Consider the following 15,416-nt stretch of genomic DNA (forward strand, 5'->3'; position numbering starts at 1 on the left):
CTCAGCCGAGGGCGCGCAGCCGCTCGGCCACCGCTTCCGGGCGGGTGTCGTTGATCCAGGCGCCCATCGCGGACTCGACCCCCGCCAGATACTTCAGCTTGCCAGGGGCCCGCAGGATCGAGAAGAGCTGGAGGTGCAGGCGGAACACGTCGCGCGAGGCTCGGGACGGGGCCTGGAAGACGCCCGAGATGTACGGGAGCTCGTCGACGCCCGGGAAATAACGGTCCAGGCGGCCCAGGACGTCCAGGTACAGCAGGGCCAGGTCGTCTCGCTCGGATGAGGTCAGGGCGGGCAGGTCGGGGACGTCGCGGTGCGGGGCCAGGTGCACCTCCAGGGGCCACCTCGCGGCCGCCGGAACGTACGCGGTCCAATGGTCCGAGGTGGCGACGATTCGCGCTCCGGAGCGGCGTTCCGCATGAAGGATGTCGCGGAAGAGGTTGCCGCCTCGGTGGGCCGTGGCCATGGCGATCATGCGGGCGGCCTTGGGCGGGACGAACGGGAACGCGTAGATCTGGCCGTGCGGATGCGGGAGGGTCACGCCGACCTCGCGGCCGCGATTCTCGAACGGGAAGACGTAGGCGACCTCGGGCGACGCGCCCAGGACCGCGGTCCGGTCGGCCCAGGCCTCGATCACCGTGCGGGCCCGGTGGGGGGTCAGGGTGCCGAACGACCCCTTCGGGGCCGAGGAGAAGCAGACCACTTCCGTACGCCCGGAAGCGGGGCGGACCGGCCACAAGGGATCGCCGTCGACCACGTCGAGCGGGCCCGATGCCCGGGGCGTGAAGGACGGGAAGCGATTTTCGAAGACCACGACGTCGTACGAGGACTCGGCGATCTCGGTCGGGAAGCCGCCGGGGACGGTGGGCGCCAGCGGGTCCTGGGCGGGCGCCGGCCGGAACGTGCGGTCGTTGCGGTGGGCGGCGATCGCGATCCACTCGCCGGTCAGCGGGTCGTAGCGCATCTCGGGGCCGGAAGCCGCCGGGGGCAGCGGGCGCACGTCGACCGCCTCGCGGGACACGAACGGGGGCGTGTCGTCGAAGTAGATGATCTCGCGCCCGTCGGACATCCGCCGCGCGCTCCGGCGTACGGGATGAGGCTCTCGGAAGACCGGCCGGGTCTCCAGCCGCAGGGAATCGACGGCCAGCAGTTGCCCGTCGGCCGCCGCCAGGCGGTCGCGGGCGTCCTCGGGAAGCGAGATCGTCGACCCGGCCGCGAGCGGCAGCAGATGCAGCGTGACCTCGGATCGTGCGGTCACGCCGGCGTCGCGCAGGTTGACCACCCACTCCGAGCCGTTCCAGAACCGGTCGGTCACGGTACGCCCGTCGACCCGGAGCTGACCCACATCACCGGCCCAGCGGATGCGCAGGACGGAGTCTCCCAGCGCCGGCAGCGAGAGCCGGTAGACGGCCGCGAGCTCGTCGAACGCCTCGGGGGTGGGCGCCGACTGCCGCCCGTCGAACTTCCCGTAGTTGACCGGGACCGCACTCCCCGCCGCCCGCACCAGCGCGGACGTAACCGACATGTCCGATTCAGCCACGGGCGCGCCCTCGAGCGTCAGCGACTCGAAGCCGCCCAGCGAGGGCGAGTATGCGCGGACGTCCGGCCCCGCCGACTCGAGACGGCCGGAAGGATCCCAGGAGAGCTCGTCGTACGACAGCAGCAACCGCCGGACCGGCCCGTCGGAACAGACCCAGAGCGAGTCGGCGACGGCGGCGGGCAGAACCAGCAGGTCCAGCCCGCCGCCGTCCGACCGGAGCCGGACCGGCGACAGGCCCGGCTCGACGGTGGCGACGGTGCCGCCGACCGAGTACGTGACCTCCATGCCGGCCTCCGCGACCAGCACGAGGGTGGGAACGGGACCGTCCAGCACGGTCAGCGCGGACGCCGTGGCCCAGTCGAGCAGCACCCCGCCCAGCCGCAGGGAAAGCGGCCAGCGTGCGAGCGTCCCCGGCGGCACGTCCACCGGCGCGGCCGGCAGCACGACCCGCGTCCCGCCGAGGTCGACGCGGAACTGGGCGCCCCGGTAGACCGGCAGCGGCACGTGCGGCTGGTGCCACGCGATGAACAGGAACCCGCTGCTCCCGTCGCTGCGCAGCGCCCACCGCAGGGTCTGGTCGTCCTCGACGCCGGACGGGCGGACGGTAGGCAGGCTCGACGGCATCTCCGCCAGCGACGAACCGAACGCGGCCAGGAACGCGTGCTGCCGGCGCAGGGCGGCATGGCTCCCGGCCAGCACGCCCGCCTCCCCGATCGGCGCGTGGAAGTCGTACCCGAGCCGCTCGATGTCGTTCGGGTACCCGGTCGCGTGGGACTCCTGCATCCCATGCTCGCCGGCCGGGTTGGTGCCCCCGGCGTACATGTAATAGCCCTGCCAGGCCGATCCGTTGCCGATCTTGCAATGGGCGATGGTCGCGATGTCGAGGGCCGCCGGCCGCGGCCGGCGGTGGTAGGCGGTGGCCATCCCGCCGCCGAGCTCGCAGGTCGCGGGCGGGAAGAGCTCCGACGGCGTGCGCGGATGCGACCGGTCCGCCCGCATCCCCTGCAGCTGCAGCCGCCGCACGTCGGCGCCGATCCCCGGGTCGTCCCAGACGTGCGAGAAGAAGTAGTGGTCCCGGAAGGTCGGGTCCCACGGCGCGTCCGCGTCCACCCAGAACCCGTCGCCGTAGCCCCCGTACAGCGGCATCACCTCCTCGGCCGGCAGGTCCGCGCTCCCCCAGGCGGTGGCCGTCCACAGCGGCGCCGCCATCCCGGCCTCGCGCGCCAGCCGTTTGAGCGTGACCAGGTGCCCGGGCTGGTCGTAGAGCTCGTTCTCGAGCTGGATCGCGAGGACGTTCCCGAAGCGGTCCCCCAGATGGGCGCCGATCTGCCCGAACCACTCGGCGACCAGCGACAGATACCGGGGGTCGTCGGTCCGATGCCGTACGGGAGCCTCCTGCACCCAGTCGGGAAGGCCGCCGTTGCGCGCCTCCCCGTGGCACCACGGCCCGATCCGCAGCACCACGTCCAGGCCCTCGGCCACCGCGAGGTCGACGAACGCGGCCAGGTCGAGGTTGCCCGCGAAGCGCGGCTCGCCCCGGTGCTCGACGTGGTGGAGCCAGAAGACGTAGCTGGCCACGACGGTGACGCCGCCGGCGCGCATCTGCCGCAGCCGGCGCCGCCAGCGGGCGCGCGGGACGCGGCTGTAGTGCAGCTCCCCGGAGACCGGGATGACCGGAACGCCGTCGCGGATCAGGTAGCGGCTGGTGAGCGAGACACCGGGCCGCGCGTCCTCGTCGTTGCTCATCCGGGGCCGCCGCAGCGGCTCGGACCAGGCGTGATGCGCGACGTCAAGCACGGTGTCTCCCATGGCACGAGTAGCAAGGACTGTAACCGGTCACAGCCATCTGGCTCCGCACGATACAGGCTGTTAACGGGCGCGACGCAAGGGCTTGACAATTGCCTTACCGAGCAGCACTGTAACCGGTCACAGGTCCTGTTCGGTGACGCACGTCTCCCCTTGCAGCGACCGCGGCCGCATCCCTCCCGCGGCCGGCCGATCGAGGAGGATCGATGAAGAAGACAATGCTTCCGCTCGCCGGGGTTCTGGCCGCGGCGCTGATGATGACAACCGCCTGCTCGGGTTCCGACGACAACGCGAGCTCGGACAGCTCCGCCAAGCCCGGGGAGAAGGTCGAGCTGACCTACTGGACCTGGGCGCCGAACATGGACAAGGTCGTCGAGGGGTGGAACACCGCGCACCCCGACATCCACGTGACCGTCAACAAGCAGGACGGCGGCGACCCCGCGGTCACCAAGCTGCTCACGGCGATCAAGGCGGGCAGCGGCGCGCCCGACGTCATGCAGGCCGAGTACCAGAAGATCCCGACGCTGGTCTCGGCGAACGCGCTCGCCGACATCAACAAGGAGGCCGGCAGCCTCAAGGCGAAGTTCCCCGACTCGGCCTGGAACGCGGTCACGCTGGGCTCCGAGGCGCTGTACGGCGTCCCGCAGGACTCCGGCCCGATGATGTTCTACTACCGCACCGACGTCTTCCAGAAGCTCGGCCTCGAGGCGCCGAAGACGTGGGACGACTACGCCGCGGCCGCCCGCAAGATCCACACGGCGAACAAGAAGCAGTACCTCGGCACGTTCTCGGCCAACGACCCGGGCTGGTTCGCCGGTCTTTCGCAGCAGGCCGGCGCCTCGTGGTGGGGCGTGAACGGCGACACCTGGTCGGTCGCGATCAACGACCCGAACACCCAGAAGGTCGCCACCTACTGGGGCGGACTGGTCCAGGAGGGCGTCATCGACAACAAGCCGATGTACACCCCCGAGTGGAACGCCGCGCTCAACGACGGCACCCAGGTCGGTTGGCTGAGCTCCGTCTGGGGACCGGGCGTGCTCGAGGGCAGCGCCGGCAACACCAAGGGCAAGTGGAAGGCGGCCCTGATGCCGCAGTGGGACGCGGCGAGCCCGGCCAACGGCAACTGGGGCGGATCGGCGACCAGCGTCACCACGCAGAGCAAGCACAAGGCGCAGGCGGCCCAGTTCATCGCCTGGCTGAACACCGACCCGGCCGGCATCAAGGCCCTGGCCACGCAGGCCAACGTCTACCCGGCCAGCGTCGACTCCTCGGCCGCGCTGACCTCGCCGCCGGCGTTCCTGTCGGACCAGACCGACTTCTACTCGATCGCCGCCGAGTCCGCCAAGATCACCAAGCCGTTCACGTACGGGCCGAACGTCAACGTCGCGTACTCCAGCTACAACGACGCCTTCGGCAAGGCCGCGCAGTCCAAGAAGGCCACGAACTTCCCGGCCGCGCTGGCCACCATGCAGCAGACCACGGTCGACGACATGAAGAACACCGGCTTCAAGGTCTCGGGCTGATCTTTCACATCGCGGCGGGCGCGAAAGGCGCCCGCCGCACCAGCTTCTGACGGAAGGTGACGGCTTTGACGGCGTTTCCCACTTCCTCACGTACGCCGGTGAACAAGGCGACCCGGAAGGCCGGGGCGCCGTACTCGTTCCTCGCTCCCGCGCTCATTCTGTTCGTCCTGTTCCTGGCCGCCCCGATCGTCTACGCGGCATACCTGAGCCTGCGCCGCACGAAGGTCACCGGCCTCGGGCTGGGCGCCGGCTCCCGCCACGAGGTATGGGCCGGGCTCAGCAACTACGCCCGGTCGCTGACCGACCCCGACTTCCTGCCCAGCGTGCTGCGCGTCGGGGCGTACGGGATGATCGTGGTCCCCACCATGCTCGGTGTCGCCCTGCTGATGGCCCTGCTGCTGGACGCCGGGCGGACCCGGGTCGGCACCTTCGCACGCACCGCGATCTTCCTGCCGTACGCGGTGCCGGCCGTGGTGGCGTCGCTGTTGTGGGGCTTCCTCTACCTGCCCCGGGTCAGCCCGATCAACGACCTGCTGACCGGCATCGGCATGACCCCGCCCGACCTGCTCTCCGGTTCCTGGGTCCTGTACGCGGTCGCCAACATCGCGGTCTGGGGCGGCACCGGCTTCAACATGATCGTGCTGTACACGGCGCTGCGGGCCATCCCCACCGACCTGTTCGAGGCGGCCCGGCTCGACGGCGCGTCGGACGTCCAGATCGCCTGGCGCATCAAGATCCCGATCGTGCTGCCCTCGCTGATCATGACGTTCGTCTTCTCGCTCATCGCCACGCTGCAGGTCTTCGCCGAACCGATGACGCTGCGACCGCTGACCAACACGATCTCGACCACCTGGACGCCGCTGATGAAGGTGTACCGGGACGCGTTCATCCGCAACGACATCTACGCGGCGGCGGCCACCTCGGTGGTCATCGCGCTGGCCACCTTCGTCCTGTCCTTCGGGTTCCTCAAGCTCGTCGGGAACCGTGCCTTCAACCAGGAGGACTGATCGTGAGCGTCTCCACCGTCCTGCCGGTCGTCCCCGCGACCGCCTCCTCCGAGGCGCCGGCCCAGGCGCACCGCGGGAACCGGCGGATCAGCCCGGCCGCCACGGTACTGCTGCTGCTCGGCGCGCTGTACTGCCTGTTCCCGGTGCTCTGGGTGCTGATCGCCTCGTCCAAGAGCGCGGGCGAGCTGTTCAGCACGTTCACGCTGGCGCCCAGCGGCCACCTGTTCGACAACATCAGCGACCTTTCCCACTACCGCGACGGCCTGTACTGGCGGTGGATGGTCAACACCGCCCTGTACGCGGGCGTCGGCGCCACCGCCTCCACGCTCGTCTCGGCGATGGCCGGGTACGCGCTGGCCAAGTACACGTTCCCGGGCAAGCGGTTCGTCTTCAACCTGATCCTGGCCGGGGTGCTGGTGCCCGGCGTCATCCTCGCCATCCCGCAGTACCTGCTGCTGGCCAAGGTCGGGATGACCAACACCTACTGGTCCGTGCTCCTGCCCAGCATGATCACCCCGTACGGGATCTATCTCTGCCGGATCTTCGCGGCGGCGGCGATCCCGACCGAGGTCCTGGAGGCCGCCCGGATCGACGGCGCCGGCGACTGGCGCACCTTCGGCACGGTGGCGCTGCCGATGATGCGGGCGGGCCTGGTCACCGTGTTCCTGTTCCAGTTCGTGGCGATCTGGAACAACTTCATGCTCCCCTACATCATGCTGGGAGATGACCGCCTGTATCCGCTTACGGTCGGACTCAACGGACTGCTGAACCAGGGCGCGAACCAGCCGTCGATGTACATCGCGGTCGTCACCGGGGCCCTGCTCTCGATCATTCCGCTGATCGCGCTCTTCCTCGGCCTGCAGCGGTACTGGCGGGTCGACCTGGGCGCGGGCGCGGTGAAGGCCTGACTATGTCTATGATCCCCCACGTGCCGACACCGCCCGGTACGGGGCGCAAGCGGCCCACCATCCGCGACGTTGCGCGCGAGGCCGGGGTCTCTTACGCGACCGTCTCCCGCGTCCTGAACGGCCGGGAGTGGGTCAGCCCCGAGGCCGTCCGAGCGGTGCGGGAAGCCATCGCCCGGACCGGTTACACGGCGAACCCGCATGCCCGCTCCCTCGCGACCGGCCGGTCCGGGTCGATCGCGTTCCTGCTCACCGAGCCGCAGCACCTGCTGTTCGAGGACCCGAACTTCTCCGTGCTGCTGCGCGGGGTCGCCCAGGCCCTCTCCGACCGGGAGCTCACGCTGATCCTCATGATCGCGTCGAGCCCCGAGGAGCGGAACCGGACGATCGCCTACCTGTCCGGCGGCCACGTCGACGGCGTGCTGCTGGTCTCCCCGCACTCCGGCGACCCGCTGCTGAGTCACCTGGTGCAGGCCGAGGTGCCGATCGTCGCCTGCGGCCGGGTCCTCGGGTACGAGCAGGTGATCAGCTCGGTGATGGCCGACGACCGCAACGGCGCCCGCTCGGCCGTCGACCACCTGGCCGAGGCCGGCTGCCGGCGGATCGCCACGATCACCGGCCCGCGGGACATGGTCGGCGGCGTCGACCGGCTGCAGGGCTACACCGACGCGCTGCTCGCCCACGGCCTGCCGGTCGACCCGTCCCTGATCGTCCACGGCGACTGGGGCCGGGCCAGCGGCGCGGCCGGCATGCGGCGGCTGCTCGAGCAGGCCCCCGACCTGGACGGGGTGTTCGCCGCCTCGGACGCCATGGCCGCCGGGGTGCTTCCGGTCCTGCGCGATGCGGGGCGGCAGGTGCCGGGCGACGTCCGGGTGGTCGGCTTCGACGACTCGGGGCTGGCCGCCACGCTCGACCCGCCGCTGTCCACCGTGCGGCATCCCCTGGATCGCATCAGCGAGGAGATGGTCCGCCTCCTCACGGATGTGATCGCGGGGCGTACGCCTCTCTCGATCACCGTTCCCACCTCGTTGGTCCTGCGGGAGACATCGCCCGCGGTATAGACCCTCCCCGGTCGCCATCCGAAATATCCGGCGCTGGCGCGCCAGATATTTACGGATATTTCGGATATGTGCATGGCACCAATCCGGCGATCCCCATCGCCGGTCGCTCTTTCCTTCGCAAAGGAGCGCCATGAAACCGTCCCTCAGAGCCGTCGTGATCGCGATCGTCCTCGCGGTCCCCCTGGCCATCTCCTCCCCCGCCCACGCGGCGAGCCTCACCATGCTCGGTGCGGACGTCTCGTCGCTGCAGCGCAGCCTCGACCTCGGGGCGAAGTACTACAACAAGTCCGGCACCGCCGCCGACCCGTACGACATCCTCAAGACCGCCGGTGCCAACTACATGCGGCTGCGCATCTGGAACAACCCGGCCAGCGGCTACAACAACAAGGCCAAGGTCCTCCAGCAGGCCAGGGCGATCAAGGCCAAGGGCCTCAAACTGCTGATCGACTTCCACTACTCGGACACCTGGGCCGACCCGGGCAAGCAGTATCCGCCTGCGGCGTGGGCACCCCATTCCCTCACCCAGCTGCAGACCGACGTCTACAACTACACGTACGACGTATGCACCTCCCTGAAGGCACAAGGCACCACGCCCGACAGCGTCCAGATCGGCAACGAGATCAACGTCGGGATGCTGTGGCCGAGGGGCCAGGTCGTCAGCAGCAACTTCGCGCCGCTGGCGTCGCTGCTCAAGCAGGGCTACAACGCGACGAAGGCCTGCAACAGCGGCACCCAGGTCATGATCCACACGGCCGACGCGGACAGCGACGCCAATGCGCGCTGGTTCTACGACGGCATCCGGGCGCAGGGCGTCACCTGGGACGTCACCGCGCTGTCCTACTACTGCATGTGGCACGGCAGCCTGTCGAACCTGTACAACGTGATCGCCGACGTGAAATCCCGGTACGGCAAGCCGGTCGTGATCGCCGAGACCGCGTACATGTTCACCACCGCCAACGCCGACTCGACGGGCAACTCCGTACCCGGAACGACGCTCTGTGACGGCATCCCGGCGACCTGGGCCGGCCAGGCCCAGGAGTTCACCTACGTGCAGAACACGGCCCGCAACGCCGGGGCGGTCGGCATCTTCTACTGGGAGCCCACCTGGTATGCCGTCAAGGGCAACGGCTGGGATCCGGCCAACATCAACGGCACCGGCGACGGCTGGGACAACATGGCCATCTTCGATTGGACCGGCCACGTGAACCCGAACGTCGTCTGGACCCCGTAGCCCTCGCCTGACCGGCACCGGTTTCCGGCACGCCGACGCGCGCCGCCGGAAAACCGGTGCCGGCCCGCCCGTGCTCCCGGCCGATACATTGGCGTGGGACGCGGGAGGCCTGAGGTGGATGTGGCAGCGGCGCTCGGCCGCGCTCGGGAGCAGTACCGCCGGCACGCGTGGGCGGACGCGATGGACGCGTTCCAGGCGGCCGACCGGGTCGCGCCGCTGTCCATCGAGGACCTGGAGCTGTTCGCGGAGTCGGCGCACATCCTCGGCCGGGGCGCCGAAGCGGTCGAGCTGTTGCAGCGGGTGTACGAGACACGGGTCCGCGCCGGCGCGACCGGCCGGGCGGTCCGCACCGCCTTCAGCCTGTGGCACGCGCTGGTCGCCAAGGGCGAATTCGCGCGGGCGGGCGGCTGGATCGCCCGGGCCCGGCGGCTCGCCGAGTCCGAGCCGGACTGCGCCGAGCTCGCCTACCTGCTGATCCCGGACGCGGAGCGTCAGGTCGGCGAGGGCAGGTTCGACGACGCGTTCGCCACGGCGGCGCGCATGGTCGAGCCGGCCGGCCGGATCGACGACCGGGACCTCATCGCGATCGCCGTGCACCTCCAGGGCCGGGCCCGGATCAAGCAGGGCCGGCCCGCCGACGGACTGGCCCTGCTCGACGAGGCGCTGGTGGAGGTCACCGCCGGCGCGACCTCGGCGGCCGTCACCAGCTGGATCTACTGCAGCGTCATCGACGCGTGCCACGAGCTGCACGAGCTGCGCCGCGCCCGGGAGTGGGCGGTCGCGCTGAACGCCTGGTGCGACGCGCGGCCCCAGTACACCGGCGCCTTCTCGGCCGTCTGCCGCATCCACCGGGCCGAGCTGCTGGTGCTGACCGGGTCCTGGCCCGACGCGGTCCGCGAGGCGCGGCTGGCCTGCGACCAGCTGACCCGGGGCTACGGCGAGGCCATGGCCGGCGCCGCGTTCTACCAGCTGGCCGAGGTGTGGCGGCTGCGGGGCGACCTGACCGCGGCCGCCGGCGCGTACGACCGGGCCGCCCGCTACGGCGGGCCGGCCCAGCCGGGCCTGGCGTTGCTGTGGCTGGGCCAGGGCCGGGTGGACGTGTCCGCGGCGGCGATCCGGCGCGCGCTCGCCGAGACGGCCCACCCGCTGGAGCGGTGCCGGATACTGCCGGCGTACGTCGAGATCATGCTGGCCGCCGACGATCTCGGCGCCGCCGGGTCGGGAGCCGACGCGCTGGACGAGATCGCCGTTCAGTACGGCACGACGGCGCTGCGCGCCTGGTCGGACCAGGCGCGCGGCGCCGTCGAGCTGGCCCGCGACGCTCCGGGCGCGGCGTTGCCGGCGCTGCGCCGGGCCTGGCGGCAATGGTGCGAAGTGGATGTGCCGTACGAGGCCGCCCGCACCCGGGTCCTGATCGGGCTGGCCTGCCGCGCGCTAGGCGACGAGGGCTCGGCCGGCCTCGAGCTGGACGCGGCCCGGCGGGCGTTCGCCGAGCTCGGCGCCGGTCCCGACGCGGAGCGCGTCCGGGCGCTGACCGGCGGCGCCGGACCCGCGGCGGCCGGCCTCAGCCCGCGGGAGCTGGACGTGCTCCGGCTGGTCGCGGCCGGCAAGTCCAACCGGGCGATCGCCGTCGAGCTGGTCATCAGCGAGCGCACCGTCGAGCGGCACGTGAGCAACATCTTCGGCAAGCTCGGCGTCGCGTCGCGCACCGCCGCGGCGGGTTACGCCTTCGTCCACGGGATCCGTTGACCGGTACGGGGAAACACCCATCGCGGCCCGGCCGGATTGCGTGGTTCACCGGACGCGGCCGGGCCCGCCGCGTGGATAGCGTCGGCCCGTCAACCGGCGCGCGATGCGGAGGTCCGCGATGCACCAGACCGATCGGCGTGCGGTGGTCCTCGGCGCCGGAATCGCCGGGCTCCTCGCCGCCCGTGTGGTGAGCGACGCGTACGGCCGGGTCACCGTCGTCGAACGCGACCCGCTCCCGCGGGCCGCCGAGTCACGGCGCGGCGTCCCCCAGGGCCGGCACGCCCACCTGCTGCTGCCCGGCGGGACGCAGATCCTCGACGGGCTCTTCCCCGGCCTGCTCGACCACCTGGCGGCGACCGGAGTGCCGGTGGTCCGGGACTTCGCCGAGTTCTGGCTCGCCCCCGGCGGCGGGCGGCCGCTGAGCGTGCGCGGCCCGGCCGCGGACCCGTTCCTCTGCCAGGCCGGACGGCCCACCCTGGAGCAGCACGTCCGGGACCGGGTGTGCGCGCTGCCCAACGTGACGGTGGCCGACCGGTGTGACGCAACCGGCCTGACGGCCGATCCCGAGCGGCGCAGGGTCACCGGTGTCCGGGTGCGGCGCGCCACCGGCGGCGAGGAGACGACGATCGACGCCGACCTCGTGGTGGACGCGACCGGACGCGGCAGCCGCGCACCGGCCTGGCTCGAGGCGCTCGGCTACGACCAGCCGCGGCAGGAGCGGCTCGCGGTGAATCTGACCTACCTCACCCGGCACCTGCGGATCCCGCCCGGAACGCTGACCGCGAAGGTCGCCGGGGTCGGCGCCGAACCGGGCCGGCCGAGCGGGTTCATCCTGCTCGCGCAGGAGAACGACCGGTGGATCCTGACCGTGTTCGGGTACGACGGCCACCACCCGGTCCGCGACACCGCGGGCATGCTCGCCACGGTGCGCGCGGCCGCCCCGGAACACCTCTACGCCGCGGTCCGCGACGCCGAGCCGCTGGACGACATCGTCGCGTACCGGTTCCCCGCGAACATCCGCCGGCGCTACGACCGGCTGCGCCGCTTCCCGGACGGCTTCCTCGTCCTCGGTGACGCGATCGGCAGTACCAACCCGGTGTACGCGCTCGGCATGTCGACGGCCGCGATGGAGGCCGTCGCCCTGCGCGACGCTCTCACCACCGGCGACCGCGGCCTGCCCCTTCGGTTCTTCCGGGCCGCCGCGACGCCGCTCGGCCGGGCCTGGCAGGCCACCGTGGGCGGCGACCTCGGCCTGCCGGCGGTCCATGCGCCGCGACCGCCCGCGGTCCGGGTCGCCGGGCGCTACGCCGCACGCGCCCTCCGCGCCGCGTCCCGCGACCAGGTGGTGGCCGGCCAGTTCCTGCGGGTCGGCTCGCTGCAGGACCCCGCGGCGCGGATGTTCCGGCCGGCCATCGCGATCCGTGTCCTGCGACACGGCCGCGCCGGCCAGTGACGTTGCCCTCCGAGCCCGTCACGGTGTCGATACTCACGGCATAATCACCCTGATCAGGGCGCTGTACATGTCGGAACACCGAGCTTTTGGGAGTGAATGATGCAGCGGCATCGTGTGGTGGTCATCGGCGCGGGTTTCGGCGGTCTCTTCGCGATCAAGGCGCTCAAGAAGGCCGACGTCGACATCACCCTCATCAATGGCACCGCGTACCACTTGTTCCAGCCTCTCCTCTACCAGGTCGCCACCGGCATCCTGTCGCAGGGCGAGATCGCGCCGCCCATCCGCGAGGTCCTCAAGCGACAGGACAACGTCGACGTACGCCTCGGCTGGGCGAGCCACATCGACGTCGAGAAGAAGATCGTCTCGGTCGAGGGTCCCGGCGTCGACTACGAGGTCCCGTACGACACGCTGATCGTCGCGGCCGGCGCCGCGCAGTCCTACTTCGGCCACGACCAGTTCGCCGACCACGCGCCCGGCATGAAGAACATCGACGACGCGCTCGAGCTGCGCGCCCGCATCTTCGGCGCGTTCGAGATCGCCGACCTGCAGACCGACCCGGAGGCCATCGACCGCTGGCTCACCTTCGTGGTGGTCGGCGCGGGCCCGACCGGCACCGAGATGGCCGGCCAGATCGCCGAGCTCGCCCACCGCAACCTGCCCGGCCAGTACAAGCACATCGACCCGCGCAAGGCCCGGATCATCCTGGTCGACGCGCTGCCGGCGGTGCTCAACACGTTCGGCGACCACCTGTCCACCCGGGCGCTGCGCCAGCTGCACCTGCTCGGCGTCGAGGTCGAGCTGAACACGCGGGTGGTCGGCGTCGACGCGACCGGCATCGAGGTGGAGACCGAGCGCGGCCACGAGCGCATCCCGTCGATGACCAAGGTGTGGGCGGCCGGCGTCTCCGCTCCCCCGCTGGCCCGCAAGCTGGCCGACGCGGCCGGCGCCAAGGTCGACCGGGCCGGGCGCGTCTTCGTCGAGCCCGACCTGACCGTCCCGGGTCATCCCGAGATCTTCGTGCTCGGCGACATGATGAACCTCGACGACGAGCACGGGCAGCTGCTGCCCGGCGTCGCCCAGGTCGCCATCCAGGGCGGCAAGTACGCGGCCGGCACGATCAAGAACCGGCTGGCCGGCAAGCCCGCGGGCAAGCCGTTCAAGTACTTCGACAAGGGCAGCCTGGCCACGATCTCCCGGTTCTCCGCCGTCGCGAGCATCTGGAAGCTGCGCCTCGACGGTTTCCCGGCCTGGCTGATCTGGGTCGCGGTGCACCTGTTCTACCTTGTCGGTTTCAAGAACCGGGTGACCGCCGTGATGCACTGGGCGATCAGCTTCCTCGGCCGCGGCCGCTCCGAGCGGGTGGCCACGGTGCAGCAGGCCTTCGCCCGGCGGGCCATCCACGAGTACGGCGACCCGTTCGAGCGGGCCCGGGAGGAGGCCGCCGCCTCAGACGAGGCGAGCCGCCTTTCGGAGCAGCACTGACCGTTCCCGCTCGTTGCGGCACAGGCGCGCGGCCAGCTCCAGCTCGGCCCGCGCCTCGGCCGTGCGTCCCAGCCGGGTGAGCAACTCGCCGCGAACCGTCGGCAGCAGGTGCGAGCCGGCCAGGCGATCGGTGGCGACCAGCTCGTCCACGATCTCCAGCGCCGGCTGCGGCCCGCTCGCCATCGCGATCGCCACCGCCCGGTTGAGCTCGACCACCGGCGAGGGCGCGACCCGGCCGAGCGCCTCGTAGAGCAGCACGATCCGGTCCCAGTCGGTCTCCCCGGCCGTGGACGCGGCGGTGTGGCAGGCGGCGATGGCGGCCTGCAGCCCGTACGGTCCGAGCCCGCGGCCCGCGGATGCCGCCTGCGCGAGCGCGGCCATGCCCCGGCGGACGGCCGACAGGTCCCAGAGCCGCCGGTTCTGGTCCTCCAGCAGGATGGGGTCGCCGTCCGGGCCGGTGCGGGCCGGGAAGCGCGCCGCCGTCAGCTCGCAGAGCCCCAGCAGGCCGCACACCTCGGGCTCACCGGGCAGCGCGGAGGCCAGCATCCGGGCCAGCCGGATCGCCTCGTACGCGAGATCGGTGCGCACCAGCCGGTCGCCGGCGGTCGCCGTCGAGCCCTCCGTGAAGATCACGTAGAGCACGCTGAGAACCCCGCCCAGCCGCTCCTTGCGCTCGTCGGGCGGCGGCAGCTCGAACGGCACGTTCGCCGCGGTGATCGTCTTCTTGGCCCGGGTGATCCGGGCCTGGATGGTCGGCACCGGCACCAGGAACGCCCGGGCGATCTCCTCGCTGGTCAGGCCGCCCACGGCGCGCAGGGTGAGCGCCACCCGGGCCTCCGGGGAGAGCGCCGGGTGGCACGCGATGAACATCAGCGCGAGGACGTCGTCCTCGATCCGTTCCGGGTCCGGCGGCTCCACTTCCTCGCTCCATTCGGCGGCCAGCATCAGGTAGCGCGCGTCGAGCGCCGACCGCCGCCGGAACGCGTCGATCGCGCGCCGGCGGGCGGTCGCGAGGAGCCAGCCCACCGGGTTCGGCGGCTCGCCGTCGCGCTCCCAGGCCACCAGGGCCTCGGCCAACGCCTCCTGCGCCACGTCCTCGGCGAGCGCGAAGTCCCGGGTGTAGCGGGCCAGCGCGCCGACGATCCGGGCGGACTCCATCCGCCAGACGGCCTCGACGGCGCGCTGAGCCGAGCCGGTCATCAGAGCTGGCCGGTCCGCTCGCGCCACTGCCGCTCCTTGATGATCCACTCGTTGTCCTGCGGGAACTCGTCGACGCTCGGCACCCGGCGGATCTCGGCCTTGGTGCCCGGGAAGGCCGGCAGCCGCTTGGCCCACTCGACCGCCTCCTCCTTCGAGGCGACGTCGAGGATGTAGAACCCGCCGAACAGCTCCTTCGTCTCCCCGTACGGCCCGTCGGTCACCACCGGGGTCTCGCCGCTGAAGTCGACCACCACGCCCTGCGCCGCGTCGTCCAGCCCCTCGGCCGCGAGCAGCACGCCGGCCCGGATCAGCTCGTCGTTGAAGCGGCCCACCATCGCGAGCATCTCCTCGAACGGCGTCTCCATCATCTTCGCCATGCTCTCGTCGGTGCCGCGCATGATGAGCATGTACTTCGCCACGGTGCCATCTCCTTCGTCAACGGGTCGTCCTCGACCCTCTCAC

Annotated in this window: 11 protein-coding genes; 8 read left to right on the forward strand and 3 right to left on the reverse strand. The window is 71.6% G+C overall.

The features are described 5' to 3' along the window. Position 1: 1 nt before the first annotated feature. Positions 2-3,334: a galactose-1-phosphate uridylyltransferase gene (gene galT / locus A3CQ_RS63895; protein WP_342663645.1), complete on the reverse strand. Its 3,333-nt coding sequence runs from the start codon at positions 3,332-3,334 to the stop codon at positions 2-4. A 215-nt stretch (positions 3,335-3,549) separates the two neighbouring features. On the opposite strand from galT, the gene A3CQ_RS0107915 reads away from it, so the two are divergent. The 8 genes from A3CQ_RS0107915 to A3CQ_RS0107950 all read left to right on the forward strand — a co-directional run bounded on the left by A3CQ_RS0107915 (position 3,550) and on the right by A3CQ_RS0107950 (position 13,754). Then, positions 3,550-4,866: an ABC transporter substrate-binding protein gene (locus tag A3CQ_RS0107915; RefSeq protein WP_026205439.1), complete on the forward strand. Its 1,317-nt coding sequence runs from the start codon at positions 3,550-3,552 to the stop codon at positions 4,864-4,866. A gap of 98 nt (positions 4,867-4,964) precedes the next feature. Then, positions 4,965-5,873 (forward strand): carbohydrate ABC transporter permease, encoded by a 909-nt coding sequence (locus tag A3CQ_RS0107920; protein ID WP_020510388.1) that lies wholly within the window; start codon positions 4,965-4,967, stop codon positions 5,871-5,873. A 2-nt stretch (positions 5,874-5,875) separates the two neighbouring features. Further along, positions 5,876-6,781: an ABC transporter permease subunit gene (locus tag A3CQ_RS0107925; protein ID WP_020510389.1), complete on the forward strand. Its 906-nt coding sequence runs from the start codon at positions 5,876-5,878 to the stop codon at positions 6,779-6,781. A 20-nt stretch (positions 6,782-6,801) separates the two neighbouring features. Next, positions 6,802-7,839, forward strand: coding sequence for a LacI family DNA-binding transcriptional regulator (locus A3CQ_RS0107930; RefSeq protein ID WP_245577112.1), 1,038 nt, complete (start codon positions 6,802-6,804; stop codon positions 7,837-7,839). A 130-nt stretch (positions 7,840-7,969) separates the two neighbouring features. Beyond that, positions 7,970-9,070, forward strand: a complete 1,101-nt coding sequence (locus tag A3CQ_RS0107935; RefSeq protein WP_026205442.1) for a glycoside hydrolase family 53 protein — start codon at positions 7,970-7,972, stop codon at positions 9,068-9,070. Positions 9,071-9,184: 114 nt separating this feature from the next. Further along, positions 9,185-10,819, forward strand: a complete 1,635-nt coding sequence (locus A3CQ_RS0107940; RefSeq protein WP_245577114.1) for a LuxR family transcriptional regulator — start codon at positions 9,185-9,187, stop codon at positions 10,817-10,819. 118 nt (positions 10,820-10,937) lie between these two features. Beyond that, the gene (locus tag A3CQ_RS0107945) at positions 10,938-12,272 is read left to right on the forward strand and encodes an FAD-dependent oxidoreductase (RefSeq protein WP_020510393.1); all 1,335 of its coding nucleotides are present in this window, start codon (positions 10,938-10,940) and stop codon (positions 12,270-12,272) included. Between the two features lie 99 nt (positions 12,273-12,371). Further along, positions 12,372-13,754, forward strand: coding sequence for an NAD(P)/FAD-dependent oxidoreductase (locus A3CQ_RS0107950; protein WP_245577115.1), 1,383 nt, complete (start codon positions 12,372-12,374; stop codon positions 13,752-13,754). Here A3CQ_RS0107950 and A3CQ_RS0107955 read toward each other — a convergent pair. Both A3CQ_RS0107955 and A3CQ_RS0107960 read right to left on the reverse strand, forming a co-directional pair. Next, positions 13,719-14,954, reverse strand: a complete 1,236-nt coding sequence (locus A3CQ_RS0107955) for an RNA polymerase sigma factor (protein WP_020510395.1) — start codon at positions 14,952-14,954, stop codon at positions 13,719-13,721. The two genes, A3CQ_RS0107950 and A3CQ_RS0107955, sit on opposite strands and share 36 nt — an antisense overlap. Further along, the gene (locus A3CQ_RS0107960; RefSeq protein WP_020510396.1) at positions 14,954-15,373 is read right to left on the reverse strand and encodes a YciI family protein; all 420 of its coding nucleotides are present in this window, start codon (positions 15,371-15,373) and stop codon (positions 14,954-14,956) included. Before A3CQ_RS0107960 ends, A3CQ_RS0107955 begins: the two co-directional genes overlap by 1 nt. Between the last annotated feature and the right edge of the window lie 43 nt (positions 15,374-15,416).

Source organism: Paractinoplanes globisporus DSM 43857, from assembly GCF_000379645.1.
GTDB lineage: Bacteria > Actinomycetota > Actinomycetes > Mycobacteriales > Micromonosporaceae > Actinoplanes > Actinoplanes globisporus.

Excerpts from the sequence above, each read along its gene's own strand:
- A3CQ_RS0107915 (WP_026205439.1), top strand. The coding sequence starts at position 3,550 with ATGAAGAAGACAATGCTTCCGCTCGCCGGGGTTCTGGCCGCGGCGCTG.
- A3CQ_RS0107935 (WP_026205442.1), top strand. The coding sequence starts at position 7,970 with ATGAAACCGTCCCTCAGAGCCGTCGTGATCGCGATCGTCCTCGCGGTC.
- A3CQ_RS0107945 (WP_020510393.1), top strand. The coding sequence starts at position 10,938 with ATGCACCAGACCGATCGGCGTGCGGTGGTCCTCGGCGCCGGAATCGCC.
- A3CQ_RS0107950 (WP_245577115.1), top strand. The coding sequence starts at position 12,372 with ATGCAGCGGCATCGTGTGGTGGTCATCGGCGCGGGTTTCGGCGGTCTC.
- A3CQ_RS0107955 (WP_020510395.1), bottom strand. The coding sequence starts at position 14,954 with ATGACCGGCTCGGCTCAGCGCGCCGTCGAGGCCGTCTGGCGGATGGAG.